The sequence below is a fragment of the Streptomyces sp. NPDC006458 genome (genome assembly GCF_040612135.1).
Classification (GTDB): Bacteria; Actinomycetota; Actinomycetes; order Streptomycetales; family Streptomycetaceae; genus Streptomyces.
Map to the genome: position 1 here is coordinate 1 of NZ_JBEXPR010000063.1, position 15,693 is coordinate 15,693.

At 72.1% G+C, this 15,693-nt stretch carries 15 protein-coding genes; 12 read left to right on the top strand and 3 right to left on the bottom strand.

Going from position 1 to position 15,693, the window contains the following annotated elements; translation table 11 throughout:
• From ABZZ79_RS38920 to glgB, 3 genes are all read left to right on the top strand, one after another.
• The coding region (locus tag ABZZ79_RS38920) for an alpha-glucosidase C-terminal domain-containing protein (protein WP_356697307.1) at positions 1-363 on the top strand (363 nt) is incomplete at its 5' end.
• Positions 364-509: 146 nt separating this feature from the next.
• A complete protein-coding gene (locus ABZZ79_RS38925) occupies positions 510-1,898 on the top strand; it encodes a maltokinase (RefSeq protein ID WP_356697309.1) in 1,389 nt (462 codons plus the stop codon).
• Between the two features lie 43 nt (positions 1,899-1,941).
• Complete coding sequence (gene glgB, locus ABZZ79_RS38930; protein ID WP_356697311.1) at positions 1,942-4,539, top strand: 1,4-alpha-glucan branching enzyme; 2,598 nt, start codon at positions 1,942-1,944, stop codon at positions 4,537-4,539.
• Positions 4,540-4,714: 175 nt separating this feature from the next.
• Here the strand turns inward: glgB and ABZZ79_RS38935 are convergent, their stop codons facing one another.
• On the bottom strand, positions 4,715-5,668 hold the full coding sequence (locus ABZZ79_RS38935) for an NAD-dependent epimerase/dehydratase family protein (RefSeq protein WP_356697313.1): 954 nt from the start codon (positions 5,666-5,668) through the stop codon (positions 4,715-4,717).
• 111 nt (positions 5,669-5,779) lie between these two features.
• Between ABZZ79_RS38935 and ABZZ79_RS38940 the strand changes: the two genes are divergently transcribed.
• From ABZZ79_RS38940 to ABZZ79_RS38960, 5 genes are all read left to right on the top strand, one after another.
• The gene (locus tag ABZZ79_RS38940; RefSeq protein WP_356697331.1) at positions 5,780-6,223 is read left to right on the top strand and encodes an Lrp/AsnC family transcriptional regulator; all 444 of its coding nucleotides are present in this window, start codon (positions 5,780-5,782) and stop codon (positions 6,221-6,223) included.
• A 29-nt stretch (positions 6,224-6,252) separates the two neighbouring features.
• Positions 6,253-6,639: a MerR family transcriptional regulator gene (locus tag ABZZ79_RS38945; protein WP_356697315.1), complete on the top strand. Its 387-nt coding sequence runs from the start codon at positions 6,253-6,255 to the stop codon at positions 6,637-6,639.
• Positions 6,636-6,968 (top strand): thioredoxin domain-containing protein, encoded by a 333-nt coding sequence (locus tag ABZZ79_RS38950; protein WP_356697317.1) that lies wholly within the window; start codon positions 6,636-6,638, stop codon positions 6,966-6,968. The genes ABZZ79_RS38945 and ABZZ79_RS38950 overlap by 4 nt, the downstream gene beginning before the upstream one ends.
• 201 nt (positions 6,969-7,169) lie before the next feature.
• Positions 7,170-9,389, top strand: a complete 2,220-nt coding sequence (locus ABZZ79_RS38955; protein ID WP_356697333.1) for an ATP-dependent DNA helicase — start codon at positions 7,170-7,172, stop codon at positions 9,387-9,389.
• Positions 9,390-9,442: 53 nt separating this feature from the next.
• Complete coding sequence (locus ABZZ79_RS38960) at positions 9,443-9,598, top strand: hypothetical protein (RefSeq protein ID WP_356697319.1); 156 nt, start codon at positions 9,443-9,445, stop codon at positions 9,596-9,598.
• 466 nt (positions 9,599-10,064) lie between these two features.
• On the opposite strand, the gene ABZZ79_RS38965 is transcribed toward ABZZ79_RS38960, so the two are convergent.
• Positions 10,065-11,438 carry a cation:dicarboxylase symporter family transporter gene (locus tag ABZZ79_RS38965; protein WP_356697321.1) on the bottom strand — a complete coding sequence of 458 codons (1,374 nt, stop codon included), beginning with the start codon at positions 11,436-11,438 and terminating at the stop codon, positions 10,065-10,067.
• A gap of 169 nt (positions 11,439-11,607) precedes the next feature.
• Here ABZZ79_RS38965 and ABZZ79_RS38970 point away from each other — a divergent pair, with 169 nt between their 5' ends.
• The gene (locus ABZZ79_RS38970; RefSeq protein ID WP_356697323.1) at positions 11,608-13,227 is read left to right on the top strand and encodes a sensor histidine kinase; all 1,620 of its coding nucleotides are present in this window, start codon (positions 11,608-11,610) and stop codon (positions 13,225-13,227) included.
• A complete protein-coding gene (locus tag ABZZ79_RS38975) occupies positions 13,224-13,910 on the top strand; it encodes a response regulator (RefSeq protein ID WP_356697325.1) in 687 nt (228 codons plus the stop codon). The genes ABZZ79_RS38970 and ABZZ79_RS38975 overlap by 4 nt, the downstream gene beginning before the upstream one ends.
• 48 nt (positions 13,911-13,958) lie before the next feature.
• Here ABZZ79_RS38975 and ABZZ79_RS38980 read toward each other — a convergent pair whose 3' ends face one another.
• Complete coding sequence (locus ABZZ79_RS38980; RefSeq protein WP_356697335.1) at positions 13,959-14,465, bottom strand: hypothetical protein; 507 nt, start codon at positions 14,463-14,465, stop codon at positions 13,959-13,961.
• Here ABZZ79_RS38980 and ABZZ79_RS38985 point away from each other — a divergent pair.
• Both ABZZ79_RS38985 and ABZZ79_RS38990 read left to right on the top strand, forming a co-directional pair.
• Positions 14,444-14,701 carry a hypothetical protein gene (locus ABZZ79_RS38985; RefSeq protein ID WP_356697327.1) on the top strand — a complete coding sequence of 86 codons (258 nt, stop codon included), beginning with the start codon at positions 14,444-14,446 and terminating at the stop codon, positions 14,699-14,701. The genes ABZZ79_RS38980 and ABZZ79_RS38985 overlap by 22 nt on opposite strands.
• 155 nt (positions 14,702-14,856) lie before the next feature.
• The gene (locus tag ABZZ79_RS38990) at positions 14,857-15,570 is read left to right on the top strand and encodes a helix-turn-helix transcriptional regulator (protein WP_356697329.1); all 714 of its coding nucleotides are present in this window, start codon (positions 14,857-14,859) and stop codon (positions 15,568-15,570) included.
• The last annotated feature ends 123 nt before the right edge of the window (positions 15,571-15,693 follow it).

Consider the following 15,693-nt stretch of genomic DNA (forward strand, 5'->3'; position numbering starts at 1 on the left):
ACCAACGTGGAGGCGTCGATGTCGTCGCCCTCCTCGCTGCTGCACTGGACCCGCCGCATGATCGAGATCCGCAAGCAGAACCCCGCCTTCGGGCTGGGCTCGTACACCGAGCTCCAGTCCTCCAACCCGGCGGTCCTCGCGTTCCTGCGCGAATACGGCGACGACCTGGTGCTGTGCGTCCACAACTTCTCCCGCTTCCCCCAGCCGACCGAGCTGGACCTGCGGAGGTTCAACGGACGCCATCCGGTCGAGCTGATCGGCGGGGTGCGGTTCCCCGCCATCGGTGAGCTGCCGTATCTGCTGACCCTGGCGGGCCACGGCTTCTACTGGTTCCGGCTCCGCAAGGACGCCGGGCAGGCCTGATCCGGACACCGGGTCCCACAGCCCGGGGCGGGGCGGTTACTCCCGTCCCGCCCGGGGCACGCATCAGTAACACCCCGCCCATCGCGTGAGCCGAGAGGGCCGGAGCTCCCTTGAGGCGCACCGCACATGGGGAAAGGACGCACGCCATGTCGGAAGCCGTCACCCGCCCCGCGACCGCCCGCGCCGGTCTGCTCGCCTCACTCGAACCGCTGCTGCGCGCCTGGCTGCCCAGACAACGCTGGTTCGCGGGCAAGGGACGCCCGGTCACCGGTCTCTCCCTGGTGGCGGCCACCGAACTGCTGCCCTGCGACAGCCCACTGGGCCTCTACCACCTGATCGTCCGCGCCCATCAGCCCGCGCCGCCGGGCGAGCGGCCCCATCCCGGCGACTGCTACCAGTTCCTGATAGGAGCGCGCGAGGCGCTGCCGCCCCGGCTCGCGCCCGCGCTGATCGGGCATGTGCCGAGCGGCCCGCTCGCCGGCCGCACGGTGTACGACGCCCTGTACGACCCGCGCCCCGCCGACGTCCTGCTGGAGGCGCTGCGCACCCGGGCCCGGGTCGGCGTGCTGCGCTTCGAGGGCGACCCCGGACAGGAGATCCGATCGGGACTGGTGCCGCGGCTGGTGACGTCCGAACAGTCCAACTCCTCCGTCGTCTACGGAGATACGTTCATTCTGAAGCTGTTGCGCCGGGTCGTGCCCGGGGTCAATCCCGACCTGGAGCTACCGCTGGCGCTGGCCCGGGAGGACTGCGCGCGGGTGCCCGCGCCGACGGCGTGGATCCGGGCCGAGCTGGACGACGAGGCGTACGTCCTGGGCGTGCTCCAGCCGTTCGTGCAGGGCGCGGCGGACGGCTGGGAGCTGGCGCTGAGCCGGCTGGCCAAGGGCGAGGACTTCACCGCCGAGGCGCGGGCGCTGGGCCGGGCCACGGCCGAGGTCCACGCGGCGCTCGCCTGCGCGCTGCCCACCGTCACGCTGGGCCGCGCCCAGGTGGAACCGCTGGTCATCGGCATGCGGAACCAGCTGGACGCGGCCACGCAGGCGGTACCGGCGCTGCGCCCGTACGCCTCCGGGCTGCGCACGGCGTTCGACGCGGTGACCGTGCTGTCCGCCAGGGGCCACACCTGGACCGCCCAGCGCATCCACGGGGATCTGCACCTCGGGCAGTGTCTGCGCTCGGCCTCGGGCCGGTGGTCGCTGATCGACTTCGAGGGCGAGCCCGCGAAGCCGCTGGCCGAGCGGCGGATGCCGCAGCCGACCGTGCGGGACGTCGCGGGCATGCTGCGTTCCTTCGACTACGCCGCCCACTCCGCGAGCCCGCCCGCGCCGGACTGGGCACGGGCCTGCCGGGACGCCTACTGCGCCGGGTACGCGGAGGCATCCGGGTCGGATCCACGGGGCGAATCGGTGCTTCTGCGTGCCTATGAGACGGACAAGGCGGTTTATGAAGTGGTCTACGAGGCCCGGCACCGCCCCGACTGGCTTCCGGTCCCGCTCTCCGCGGTGCGCCGGCTCGCGTCCCCCGACCCGTCCTGACCCCCTCCCACCCCCCGAGACCCTCGCCTAGGAGGCTCCGTCCGTGACCCCCAGCTCCCCGTCCAGCGGCCCGCTCCCGAACGACACGGCCGAGCAGACGACCGAGGAGAAGATCCCGGCGCAGAAGGCGGCGCCCGTGAAGAAGGCGGCACCGCCCAAGAAGGCGGCGCCCGCCAAGAAGGCCGCGGCCAAGAAGGTCCCGGCGGCGAAGAAGGCGACGACGGCCGCGGCGAAGAAGCCCGCGACGGCCGCCGCCGGGAAGAAGGCACCGGCCGCCAAGAAGTCGCCGGCCGCGGCGAAGAGGACGACGGCCGGCACCGCCAGGAAGGCGACGGCCCCGGCCGCGAAGAAGACCGCCACCGCCAAGAAGACCGCGGCCGCCAAGAAGCCCGCCACCGCCGCGAGGAAGAGCACCCCGAAGAAGGCCCCGGCCCCCGCCCCGGCCGTCCTCGCCCCCTCCCCCGCCCTGGACGCGGCCGACCGCGAGCGTCTGCTCGCCGGCACCCATCACGACCCCCACGCGGTCCTCGGCGCGCATCTGCACCCGCAGGGCGTCGTCTTCCGCGCCCTGCGGCCGTACGCCCTGTCGGTCACCGTCGTCTCCGACGACCTGCGGGCCGACCTGCACGACGACGGGGACGGCCTGTTCTCGGGGCTGCTGCCGCTCCGGGACGTTCCGGAGTACCGGCTGCGGGTGACGTACGACGGGACGGTGCGGGAGGTGGAGGACGCGTACCGGTTCCTGCCCGCGGTCGGCGAGCTGGATCTGCATCTGATCGGCGAGGGCCGGCACGAGGAGCTGTGGAAGGCGCTGGGCGCCGAGCCGATGACGCACCAGGGGGTGACGGGCACCCGGTTCTCGGTGTGGGCGCCGAACGCGCGGGGCGTGCGGGTCGCGGGGACCTTCAACTTCTGGGACGGCACCGGTTACCCGATGCGCTCGCTGGGCGGCTCGGGCGTGTGGGAGCTGTTCGTGCCGGAGATCGGCGAGGGCGAGCTGTACAAGTTCGAGATCACCCGCCCCGACGGCTCGCACTCGCTGCGCGCGGACCCGCTGGCGCGCCGCACCGAGACGCCGCCGCACACGTCGTCGATCGTGCACACCTCGCGCTACGAGTGGGACGACGCGGACTGGCTGGCGCGCCGCGGCGAGGTCACCGTGACCGAGTCCCCGTTCTCCGTCTACGAGGTCCATCTGCCGTCCTGGCGGCCCGGACTGACCTACCGCCAACTGGCGGAGCAGCTCCCGGCGTACGTCAGGGACCTCGGCTTCACGCACGTGGAGCTGATGCCGATCGCCGAGCACCCCTTCGGCGGTTCGTGGGGCTACCAGGTGACCGGCTTCTACGCGCCCACGGCCCGGCTCGGCACGCCGGACGACTTCAAGTACCTGGTGGACAAGCTGCACCAGGCGGGGATCGGTGTCCTGATGGACTGGGTGCCGGCGCACTTCCCGCGTGACGACTGGGCCCTGGCGGAGTTCGACGGGCGTCCGCTGTACGAGCACGAGGATCCGCTGAAGTCCGCGCACCCCGACTGGGGCACCCTGGAGTTCGACTACGGCCGCCGGGAGGTGCGCAACTTCCTGGTGGCGAACGCCGTGTACTGGTGCGAGGAGTTCCACATCGACGGCCTGCGGGTGGACGCGGTCGCCTCGATGCTCTACCTGGACTACTCGCGCGAGCCGGGCCAGTGGGTGCCGAACGAGCACGGCGGCCGGGAGAACCTGGACGCGGTGGCGTTCCTCCAGGAGATGAACGCCACCGTCTACCGCAGGGCGCCGGGTGTCGTGACGATCGCGGAGGAGTCGACTGCGTGGGACGGCGTCACCCGTGCCACCCACCACAAGGGCCCGAGCGGCTTCGGCGGACTCGGCTTCGGCCTGAAGTGGAACATGGGCTGGATGCACGACTCCTTGCAGTACATGGGCAAGGAGCCGGTGCACCGCAAGTACCACCACCACGACTTGACGTTCTCGATGGTGTACGCGTACAGCGAGAACTACGTGCTGCCCATCTCGCACGACGAGGTCGTGCACGGCAAGCGGGCCCTGGTGTCGAAGATGCCGGGCGACTGGTGGCAGCAGCGCGCCGACCACCGCGCCTACCTGGCCTTCATGTGGGCCCACCCGGGCAAGCAACTCCTCTTCATGGGACAGGAGTTCGCGCAAGGCGCGGAGTGGTCCGAGGCGAACGGCCCCGACTGGTGGCTGCTGGATCCGGCCTACGGCGCCGAACCGGACCACCGGGGCGTGCGCGATCTGGTCCGTGACCTGAACACCACCTACCGGGCGACCCCGGCCCTGTGGCAGCAGGACGCGGACCCGGCCGGCTTCCAGTGGATCACCTCGGACGCCGCCGACGACAACGTCCTGGCCTTCCTGCGCCTGGACGCCGAGGGCACCCCACTGCTGTCGGTCAGCAACTTCTCCCCGGTGGTCCGCCACGACTACCGCCTCGGCGTGCCCGACGAAGCCCTCGGCTGGCAGGAGGTCCTCAACACCGACTCCGCCCGCTACGGCGGCTCGGGCCTGACGCACCCGGACCCCCTCAAGCCGGAACCCCAGCCCGCCCAGGGCCGCCCGGCGAGCATCCGCCTGACCCTGCCACCCCTTGCCACGGTGTGGCTGCGACCGGCCTGAGCCCGCAGGACCCGGCTGGAGCCCTGGCGGTCGAGGGGCTCCAGCCGGTTCGGCAGGCCGGCCGCTACCGAACCGCCTCGCCCGGGCGCGTCAGTTCCCCGGACCCGGGGACAGTGGTATCGCGCCGAGCCCGATCGCGCTCGCCCGCAGGCCGCCGAGGGTGCGCCGGCGCATGTCAGCCAACCGCACCGAGGGTCTCGGCGACGGCTCGCGGGAGCCACTGCCGGGCTCTGCCGAAGGTGTAACCGAGCGCGACGGCCCGGGAGTTGTCCATGCCGTACGCGCGGCGGAAGGACAGCGGGGAGGTCTCGCCCACCTCGACCTCCTGGTAGCGGACCTCGCCCTCGGGGAGGTGGGCGGCGATCTCCGCGCACAGGTCGGCGGTGACGAGCGTGCCGCGCGAGGCGGCGTTGACCGGGCCGGTGAAGTCCTGGCCGACCGTCCACAGGAGGAAGTCGGTGATCTCCTCGACGTGGATGTAGGTCGCCGGGCAGTTGTCGGCGGGGACGGTGATGGGCTCCCCGGTGCGGATCCGGTCGACGTAGTGGGCGAGGCGGCCGGTGAAGTCGTCGCCGCCGCCAAGGACATGGGCCACACGGACGGCCGTGTACGGGAAGGCGGGGTCGGCCGCGAACACGGCCTCCGCCTGCCGCTTGCCCTCCCCGTAGGCGGATTCGCGGAACTCCGGGTCGTCCCAGGGGAGTTCGTGGTCCACCAGGACCGTGCGCGGGTCGAGGTCCGACTCGCGCACGAGGCCGAGGGAGTCCTCGTACTCGTAGACCTCGACCGTGGAGGTCATGATGTAGCGCCGGGTGCGGCCGGTGAGCACGCGGCGGGCGGCGGCGGCCTGGCGAGGGGTGTAGCAGACCTGGTCGACGACGACGTCGAAGGTCCGCGAGCCGAGCGCGGTACACAGCGCGTCCTCGTCGTCGCGATCGGCGACGAGGTGTTCGGCGCCGGGCGGGGGCGGTGCCGAACCGCGATTGAGGACGGTGACCCGGTCGCCCGCGGCCAGCAGCCGTTCGATGAGCCGCTTTCCGAAGTACCGGTTGCCACCGATGACCAATATCTCGCGTGCCGTCACCGGAACTCCGCCTTCCTGCGCCATTTCCTCAGTCCCCTTTGTCATGGCCATAATTCTCCTGGCCGTGCACCAGGTCCTGAAGGGGAGAAGATGGGAAATCCGGCGTCCGTACCGAAAGAACCACGGCATCCGCGCGGCGGCGCCCACGAAACCTCGGTGGCCTTCGACGCGCTGGACCGGCAGATCCTCGATCTGCTCCAGAGCGAGGGCCGGATCAAGCTGAGCGAGCTGGGCCGGCGGGTGCGGCTGAGTCCGGCCGCGGTCACCGAACGGGTGCGGCGGCTGGAGGCGGCGGGCGTGATCACTGGCTACGGCGCCCGGGTGGTCCCCGCCCGGCTCGGCTACGGCATCCAGGCCTTCATCCGGGTCAACCCGCACGGCGGTTACACCCTCAAGCATCCGAGGACCCTGGAGCTGATCGAGCGCCCCGAGATCAGCGAGGTGCACCACGTGGTCGGCGAGGACTGCTGGATCCTCAAGGTCGCCGTGCGCGACACGGTCCACCTGGAGGAGGTGCTGGAGGCCGTCTCCGCGCTGGGCCGCACCACGACCTCGATCGTGCTGACCTCTCCGGTGGAACGCAAACCGCTGTTGCCTTGACGTCGGCGTCAGGGCTTACGTTCGTACCCATGCGCATCGGCGAGCTGGCCGCTCGGGCCGGGACCACGACCCGGACGCTGCGGTACTACGAGTCACGGGGGCTGCTGCCCGCACGACGCAGCGGCAACGGATACCGGACATACGACGAGAGCGACCTGAAGCTGCTCCGGCAGATCAGGACGCTCCAGGACTTCGGGTTCGACCTGGAGGAGACACGCCCGTTCGTGGAGTGTCTGCGGGCCGGGCACCCGGAGGGCGACGCCTGCCCGGCGTCGATCGCGGTCTACCGGCGCAAGCTGGACGAACTGGACGCGCTGATCGGCGAGTTGCAGGCGGTCCGGGCCAAGATCGGAGTGCGGCTCGCCGGCGCCGAAGGAGAACCACCACTGTGCGAACTGGGAGGGCAAGGGCTGTGATCAAGGCAGCGGGTGTGGCAGAGGTGACGGACGCGGACTTCGCGGCGGAGGTGATCGGGGCGGACCTGCCGGTACTGGTGGAGTTCACCGCCGACTGGTGCCCGCCGTGCCGGCAGATGGGGCCGGTGATCAGCGCGCTGGCCGAGGAGACGCGCGAGCGGCTGAAGGTGGTCCAGCTGAACGTGGACACCAGCCCGGAGACGACGAACGCGTACGGGGTGCTGTCCATGCCGACATTCATGGTCTTCCACGAGGGCGAGCCGGTGAAGGCGATGGTGGGCGCCCGCCCCAAGCGGCGGCTGCTGGAGGAACTCGCCGACGTGCTCTGAAGTGCCGTGACGCGCCCCGAACTCGGGCGACCTCACGAAGAATCCCCCGGACAATTGCATCCGGGGGATTTCTTTGCGTATATTCAAGAGTTCGCGACTTCAAGGGAATTGAGTCGCTGTGAAGTTCGGTGAGCACAGTATATCGGCGCGGGAGTGGAATTGTCAAACAGCGTTGAGAACAGTGACGGAAACAGCAGGGAAATCCGAGCTGAGCAGGAATTCATCGACGGGCTCTACTCCCGTGTCGACGCGCTGCGCGGCGACGCCGAGACCTCCGTCGCCGACGCGCTGGGACAGGGCGACAAGCCGATGCAGGCCCGCCTGGAGCGGGACATCCTGGTCGCCGAGCGTTCGGGGCTGCTCGCCGCGCTGAACGCCGTGGACGGCTCGCTGTGCTTCGGCCGGATCGACCTCGCCGCGGGCGACAGCCACCACATCGGGCGGATCGGGCTGCGCCGCGACGACGCCGAGCGCACGCCCGTCCTGATCGACTGGCGCGCGGACGTGGCCCGGCCGTTCTACCTGGCCACCGGCCACACCCCGATGGGGCTGCGCCGGCGCCGCCACATCACCACCGACGGCCGCCGGGTGACCGCCCTGCACGACGAGTTCCTCGACGTGGGCGACCGGGAGCGCACCGGCCACGAGGACCCGGCCGGCGACGCCGTGCTGCTCGCCGCGCTCGACTCCGCCCGCACCGGGCGGATGAGCGACATCGTGCAGACCATCCAGGCCGCGCAGGACGAGATCATCCGCGCGCCGCACCGGGGCGTGCTCGTGGTCGAGGGCGGGCCCGGCACCGGCAAGACCGCGGTCGCCCTGCACCGGGCGGCCTTCCTCCTCTACGAGCACCGCGAGCTGCTCGCCCGGCGGGCCGTGCTGATCGTCGGCCCCAACCCGGCCTTCCTCGGCTACATCGGCGAGGTGCTGCCCGCCCTCGGCGAGACCGGTGTGCTCCTCGCGACCGTCGGCGAGCTGTTCCCCGGGGTGCGGGCGACCGCGACCGACACCCGCGCGGCCGCCGCGGTGAAGGGCCGCGCGGCCATGGCGGACGTCCTCGCCGACGTCGTCCGCGACTGGCAGTCGCTGCCCGACCCGGTCGTCACGATCGAGCACGACCGGGAGATCCTGATGCTCGACGACGGCCTGGTGAAGGTCGCCCGCGAGCGGACCCGCGCCGCGGGGCTCCCGCACAACACGGCCCGCGAGCACTTCGAGGGCCACATCCTGAACACCCTCACCGACCTGTACGCCGAGCGCGTGGGCACCGACCCGTACGACGGCTCCAGCATGCTCGACGCCAGTGACGTCACCCAGATCCGCGACGAACTCGCCGAGAACCCCGAAGTCTGGTCGGCGATCGATCAGTTGTGGCCGCGGCTGAGTCCGCAGCGCCTCGTCGCGGACTTCCTCGCAGACCCCGGGGGATACCTCAGCGACGAGGACGCGGACGCGGTCCGCCGCCCGGTGACGCGCGCGTGGACCGTCTCGGACGTACCGCTGCTGGACGAGGCCGCCGAACTCCTCGGCGATGACGACCGGTCGGCGCGGGCGCGGGCGGAGCTTGAGCGCGAGACGCAGGTCGCCTACGCCCAGGGCGTGCTGGACGTGTCGTACGCGTCGCGGACGTACGAGTTCGACGACAAGGACGACGAGGACAGCGAGGTGCTGTCGGCCCACGACATCATCGACGCCGAGCGGTTCGCCGAACGGCAGGAGGAGGACGACCACCGCAGTGCCGCCGAACGCGCGGCGGCCGACCGGACCTGGGCGTTCGGGCACATCATCGTCGACGAGGCGCAGGAGCTGTCGCCTATGGCCTGGCGGATGCTGATGCGGCGCAGCCCGACCCGCTCGATGACGCTGGTGGGCGACCCGGCCCAGACCGCCGAGGCGGCCGGTGTCGGTTCCTGGCAGGACATCCTCCAGCCGTACGTCGAGGACCGCTGGGAGCACACCCGGCTGGGCGTCAACTACCGCACCCCCGCCGAGATCATGGACCTGGCGGCCGCCGTCGTACGGGCCGAGCAGCCGGACTTCGAGCCGCCGCGCTCGGTGCGCTCCACGGGTGTACGTCCCTGGATCCGCGCCACGGACGACCTGCCGGCCGCGGTGGCCGGGGCGGTGGCCGAACTGACCCCGGCCGAGGGCCGCCTGGCGGTCGTCGCCCCGCGCCATCTGCACCGCAGGCTGGCGGCCCGCCTGGACGGCGTCACGGCCGACGGCGAGCCCGACCTGACCCGGACGGTCGTCCTGCTCGACCCCCGCCAGTCGAAGGGCCTGGAGTTCGACTCGGTGCTCGTGGTCGAGCCGGGGCTGTACGGCACGAGCGACCTGTATGTGGCGCTGACCCGGGCGACCCAGCGGCTGGGGGTGCTGCACACGGGGCGGCTGCCGAAGGCGCTGGCGGATCTGGGCTGAGGCGTCGGCGCCGGGTGCCGGTGTCGGGTGCCGGTGTCGGGTGCCGGTGTCGGGTGCCGGTGTCGGGTGCCGGGTGCCGCCTGGAGGCGGTCAACGACGGGCTGCTCGGCCGTCGCGAGGCGGGCCGCGCGGCGGCCGTCACCGTCCTGACCGCGGCGGGTGTGCCCGCGTCTCGCGCCGACGAGCTTGTGGCCGCGCTGAGCGTGTAGGGGGCGGTGCGGTGCGGACGACCGGGCGCCCGGCCCCGGTTCAGGTGGGGCCGGGCGTCCGGCGTACGGGACGGAAGGCGGGGTCCGGCCCTCCGGACGGGGGGTGGCGGTCCGGCCTTCCGGACGGGGTCCTCCGCTTGGGGAGCGGGGTCGCTTCGCGGTGGTTCTGGGTGCGGGTGCGTTGTGGGGTTCGCGCAGTTCCCCGCGCCCCTGTGGGGGTCCTCGTGTCGGATCCGGGTGCGGGTGGGTCGTGGTTTTCGCGCCGTTCCCCGCGCCCCTATTGGGGGTCTTCGCGTCGGATCCGGGTGCCGGTGCGTCGTGGGGTTCGCGCAGTTCCCCGCGCCCCTGTGGGGGTCCTCGTGTCGGATCCGGGTGCGGGTGGGTCGTGGTTTTCGCGCAGTTCCCCGCGCCCCTATTGGGGTCTCCGCCGCGATCCGGGTTGGAGCCGCGGGTGGAATGGGGTCGGTCAGGCCTTGGCCAGTTCCTCGCGCTGGTCGGGAACCTCGGCCGCGGGCGTGGCGGCGGCGTCCTCGTCCAGCAGTGTCTCCTCGTCGAACGGCAGCAGGCCCGCCAGCACCTCGGCGACCCGCTCCTTGTCGATCTCCTTGGTCCAGGTGCCGACCAGCACCGTGGCGACGGCGTTGCCCGCGAAGTTGGTCAGGGCGCGGGCCTCGCTCATGAAGCGGTCGATGCCGACGATCAGGCCGATGCCGTCGACCAGGGCGGGCTTGTGGGACTGCAGGCCGCCGGCCAGCGTGGCCAGACCCGCGCCGGTGACACCGGCCGCGCCCTTGGAGGCGACCAGCAGGAAGAGCAGCAGCGGGATCTGCTCACCGACGGACATCGGCGTCCCCATCGCGTCGGCGATGAACAGCGAGGCCATGGTCATGTAGATCATGGTGCCGTCGAGGTTGAAGGAGTAGCCGGTCGGGACGGTGATGCCGACCACCGGCTTGCTGACGCCGAGGTGCTCCATCTTGGCGATGAGCCGCGGCAGCGCGGACTCCGAGGACGAGGTCGACAGGATCAGCAGGAACTCGCGGCCCAGGTACTTGAACAGGGTGAGGATGTTCAGCCCGGCGACGATCCGCACCAGCGTGCCCAGCACCACGAACACGAACAGGAAGCAGGTGACGTAGAAGCCGAGCATCAGCACGGCCAGGCTCTTGAGCGCGTCCACTCCGGCCGAGCCGGTGACGGCCGCGATGGCGCCGAAGGCACCGATGGGGGCGGCCCACATCACCATCGCGAGGACACGGAAGACCAGCCGCTGGATGTGCTCGACCCCGCGCAGGATCGGCTGGCCGGTCGGGCCCATCGCCTGGAGCGCGAAGCCGACGAGCAGCGCGATCAGCAGCGCCTGGAGCACCTCGCCCTCGGTGAAGGCGGAGACGATCGTGGTCGGGATGATGCCGAGCAGGAACTCGGTGGTGTCCTTGGCCTCCGGCGAGACCTGCGCCTGCCCGGTCTCCTTGACCGCGTCGGTGACCGCGAGGCCGGTTCCCGGATCCAGGATGTTGCCGACCAGCAGGCCGATGGTGAGCGCCACCAGCGACATCGCGAGGAAGTAGACGAGCGCGATACCGCCGACCGCGCCGACCTTGGCGGCCTTGCGGACCGATCCGATGCCCAGCACGATCGTGCAGAAGATGATCGGCGCGATCATCATCTTGATCAGGTTCACGAACCCGGTGCCGATCGGCTTCAGCTCGACCGCGAAGTCGGGGGCGATCAGGCCCACGGTGATTCCGAGGGCGACCGCGACGATCACCGCGATGTAGAGATAGTGCGTGCGGTCCCGTTTCACTGCGGGTGCCGTTACGGGGGTGCTGGCGGCCACGGCTGCCCTCCTTGACGTCTTCGTCATCACCGGCGTGCGGCTCACGTCCGGGGGTGTGGGGGAATGCCGTGAGCATCTCGCGCGGTGTGAGGGCGGTCACCCTTCCGTTCATTGAGTTCACGCGCGAGGGCATTTACCGCGTGCTCGGGGGGCGAGGCACACTGACGGCATGCGCCCCCGCCTGCCCAGACCCCGCAGCCTGGCCGGACAGCTCTTCGCCGTCCAGGCCGTGCTGCTCGCCGTCGTGGTCGCGGGATACGCCCTGTTCACGTACGTCAGCGACCGCAGCCAGGCCGAGGAGGCGGCGGGCCGGCAGGCCATGGCCGTGGCCCGCTCGGTGGCCGACGCGCCCTCGGTGCACGCGGCGATCCGCAGCTCCGACCCGACCGCGCGGCTCCAGCCGTACGCGCTGGCCGTGGTGCGGGACGCGGACGTCGACTTCGTCACGATCATGAACCCGCGGGGCATCCGCTGGACCCACCCCGACGAGCGGCAGATAGGCAAACGCTTCCTCGGTCACATCGCCCCCGCCCAGCGGGGCCGGCCCTTCACCGAGACCTACACCGGCACGCTCGGCCCGTCCGTGCGCGCGGTCGCCCCCGTCACGGACGACGGCCGTGTCATCGGCCTGGTCTCCGCGGGCATCAAGGTCGAGGCCATCAGCCGCCGGGTCTCCGAGCAGCTCACCGCGCTGATCGGCGTGGCGGCCGGGGCCCTGGCCCTGGGCGCGATCGGCACCTACGTCGTCAACGCCCGGCTGCGCCGCCACACGCACGGCATGAACGCCACCGAGCTGAGCCATATGCACGACTACCACCAGGCCGCGCTGCACGCGGTCCGCGAGGGGCTGCTGATGCTGGACGGGCAGTACCGGGTGGCGCTGATCAACGACGGAGGGCGGGAGCTGCTCGGGGTGTCCGGGGAGGTGGTCGGCCGGTCGGTGGCCGAGCTCGGGCTGCCCGCGCCGCTGACGGGGGCGCTGTTGTCCTCGGAGCCCCGCGTGGACGAGGTGCATCTGACGGCCGACCGGGTGCTGGTCGTGAACACGTCCCCGGTGTCCGGCGGTGAGCGCCGCGGCACGGTGGTGACGCTGCGGGACGTCACCGAACTCCAGTCCCTGATGGGCGAGCTGGACTCCGAACGCGGCTTCACCCAGGCCCTGCGCTCCCAGGCGCACGAGGCGGCGAACCGGCTGCACACGGTCGTGTCCCTGATCGAACTGGGCCGGGCGGCGGAGGCCGTGGAGTTCGCGACCGCCGAACTGGAGCTGGCCCAGGCGCTGACCGACCAGGTCGTCGCCGCGGTGAGCGAGCCCGTGCTGGCCGCCCTGCTGCTGGGCAAGACCGCGCAGGCCAACGAGCGGGGCGTGGAGCTGGTGGTGTCGCAGGAGGGCGGCCTGGACGACGGTCTGCTGCCGGAGGCCCTGCCCGCGCGGGACCTGGTGACGATCCTGGGGAACCTGATCGACAACGCGGTGGACGCGGCCCAGGGCAGTGCCGGGGCGCGGGTCACGGTGGCGGTGTGCACGGAAGGCTCGTCGGCGTTGGTGCTGCGGGTCACGGACACGGGCGAGGGCGTGGACGCCGCGCACTCCGAACTCCTCTTCCAGCGCGGCTACTCGACCAAGCCGGCCGGGCCGGGCGGCCGGGGCCTCGGGCTCGCACTGGTCCGGCAGGCCGCGCACCGCCACGAGGGGACCCTGACCGTCACCGAGGCCGCGGGCGGCGGGGCGTCGTTCGAGGTACGGCTGCCGCTGCGGCCGGCGCCGGTGGGCGGGGGCCGGGCGTGAGCGGCCCGGAGCCCATCCGTGTCCTGGTCGTGGAGGACGACCCGGTCGCCGCCGACGCGCATGTGCTGTACGTCGGGCGGGTGCCCGGGTTCGTGGCGGTGGGCAAGGCGCACACGGGAGCGGAGGCCCGGCGGGCGCTGGAGCGCACCCCGGTCGACCTGCTCCTGCTGGACCTGCACCTGCCGGACGGGCACGGGCTGCACCTGGCGCGCTCGCTGCGGGCGGCCGGGTACCACGCCGACGTCATCGCGGTGACCTCGGCACGCGATCTGGGCGTGGTGCGGGAGGGGGTGTCGCTGGGGGTCGTGCAGTACGTCCTGAAGCCGTTCACCTTCGCGACGCTGCGGGACCGGCTGGTGCGTTACGCCGAGTTCCGGGGTGCCGCGGGCGAGGCGAGCGGTCAGGACGAGGTGGACCGGGCCCTGGCCGCGTTGCGAGCACCGGGGCCCGCGGCGCTGCCGAAGGGGCTGAGCGCGCCGACGCTGGAGCGGGTGACGGCCACCCTGCGGGAGGCGCCGGAGGGCCTCACCGCCGCCGGGGTCGCGGAGGCGGTGGGGATCTCGCGGATCACCGCGCGGCGGTACCTGGAGCACCTGGTGCAGGCGGGGCGGGCGGGGCGGAGTCCGCTGTACGGGCAGGTGGGGAGGCCGGAGTTGGTCTATCGGTGGGGGCGGGGGCGTTAGGCGCGGGCCGCCGGTGAAGCCGCGTTCCTGGGCACCGACCGTACGTTGTCAGGACGGAGTCAGTGCCGGTCCCGCCGGCCTGGTGTAGAGCACGACCTGTACCCCGAGGCCGCAGACGGCCAGCGCCTCCACCACCGACAGTCCGAGCATCAGCCCTCCGCCGTCCCCGCCGGCCCAGAGCACCACGAGCGCGGCGAGCGGCACGACGCAGAACGCGACCAGGTCCACCACGCACTGGATCACCTTGCGGGACCGGCGCCGTGTGTCACGCCGGTGGAACGCCTCCCAGCCGAAGGTGGAGAAGTCGGTTCCCTGCGCGGCGAGTTGGGCGAGCCGGGGCCCCAGCTCGTCGCGCACGTACAGCCCGATCGCCGAGATCTTCTCGTCGTTGACGAGGTACGTCCACCCCAGCACCACGCACACCGGCCGCAGCGCCAACAGCATCGCGGGCTCCTTGGCCTGGGCCGCCGCGGCGACGACGGCGGCCACGACCGCGAGGGTCACGTACAGCAGGTTGTCCCGGAACCCGATCCGTGTCTTCTGCTCGTCTGGCAGCCCAGATGGAGGAGGCGGCCGAGGCGTTCGCGGCGGCCCTCGTGATCTTCCGAGAGTTCGAGGACCACTACCGCGAGGGCCTGGCCCTCGTCAACATGGGCTTCATCCACAGCGCCGCCGACCGCCGGTCCGAGGCCCGCGCCCACTTCCTCCAGGCCGCCGACGCCTACACCCGAGCCAACGCCCCCGACGAAGCCGCAGAAGCCCGCGCCCAAGCCGCCGCACTCCCGGACTAGCCACGCCACTCCCCGTCCGGCCAACCGGACTCGGCGTCAAGAGGTGACCCCGAAGTAACCCCCCGTACAACCAAAACCGTACGTTCCTACAATGCGTGATTGTGTCCGAACAGCCCGTAGTCACCACGGACCTCGCGCCCCTACCTTGTCGACCCGTGCACCAACCCACAGCTCAACCGAACCACCCCGGCCCGCCGTTCAACGCGCCCGCCGCCCGCAGACTGAGGGCGGGGCTCGGCATGGGGCCGGAGCACGTCGCCTACGGACTGCGCGCCTCGTACGGGCTCCCCTATGTGACGCCGGACCTCGTCATCGCCTGGGAGCGCGGGGCGCTCACCCCGAGCAGCCCCGAACTCACCGCGCTCGCGGGGGTGCTGTGGTGTTCGCCGGGTGAGCTGATCGGGCGGCCGAGGACGCTGCGCGAGCACCGGATCGCGCGGGCCCTGGCACCGGAGGACGTCGCGCGGGCGGTCGGGCACGACCTCGACTCGTATCTGCGGATGGAGGACACCGGGCAGTGGCGCGGCTCGGAGCGGCAGGCCGCCGCGCTCGCGGACGTGCTGGAGCTCGCGCTGCCCGACCTGGTGACGGTCACCGGGCGCGAGGCCAAGCTCGCGGAGCTGCTGCGCAGCGCGGTCGCCACGCGGTGGCAGGGCTATGTCCGCCCGCTCGGCAAGATCGTGCCCCTGGACCGCGGCCTGCTGGAGCACGCACTCCAGTCGCTGCACCAGGAGTACCAGGGGCAGATGGTCGCCACCCTCAGCGGGGGCGGCGGCAACGCGGCCGACGACTCACGGGACGCCGGCCGCGGCTTCCTCGACCGGATCGTCGAGCACTTCTGGGCGGCGGTCGAGGGCGGGGCGGTGTGAGGGGTCCTAGAAGCAACGCCGTTCAGTGAAGGGCGGGGGCTGTTCGTCAAGGCCCGTGAACGAGGCAGCGGAGCTGCTGTAGAAGAGGGTTGTCCTCCAAGACATCCTCACCACAGGAGCTCC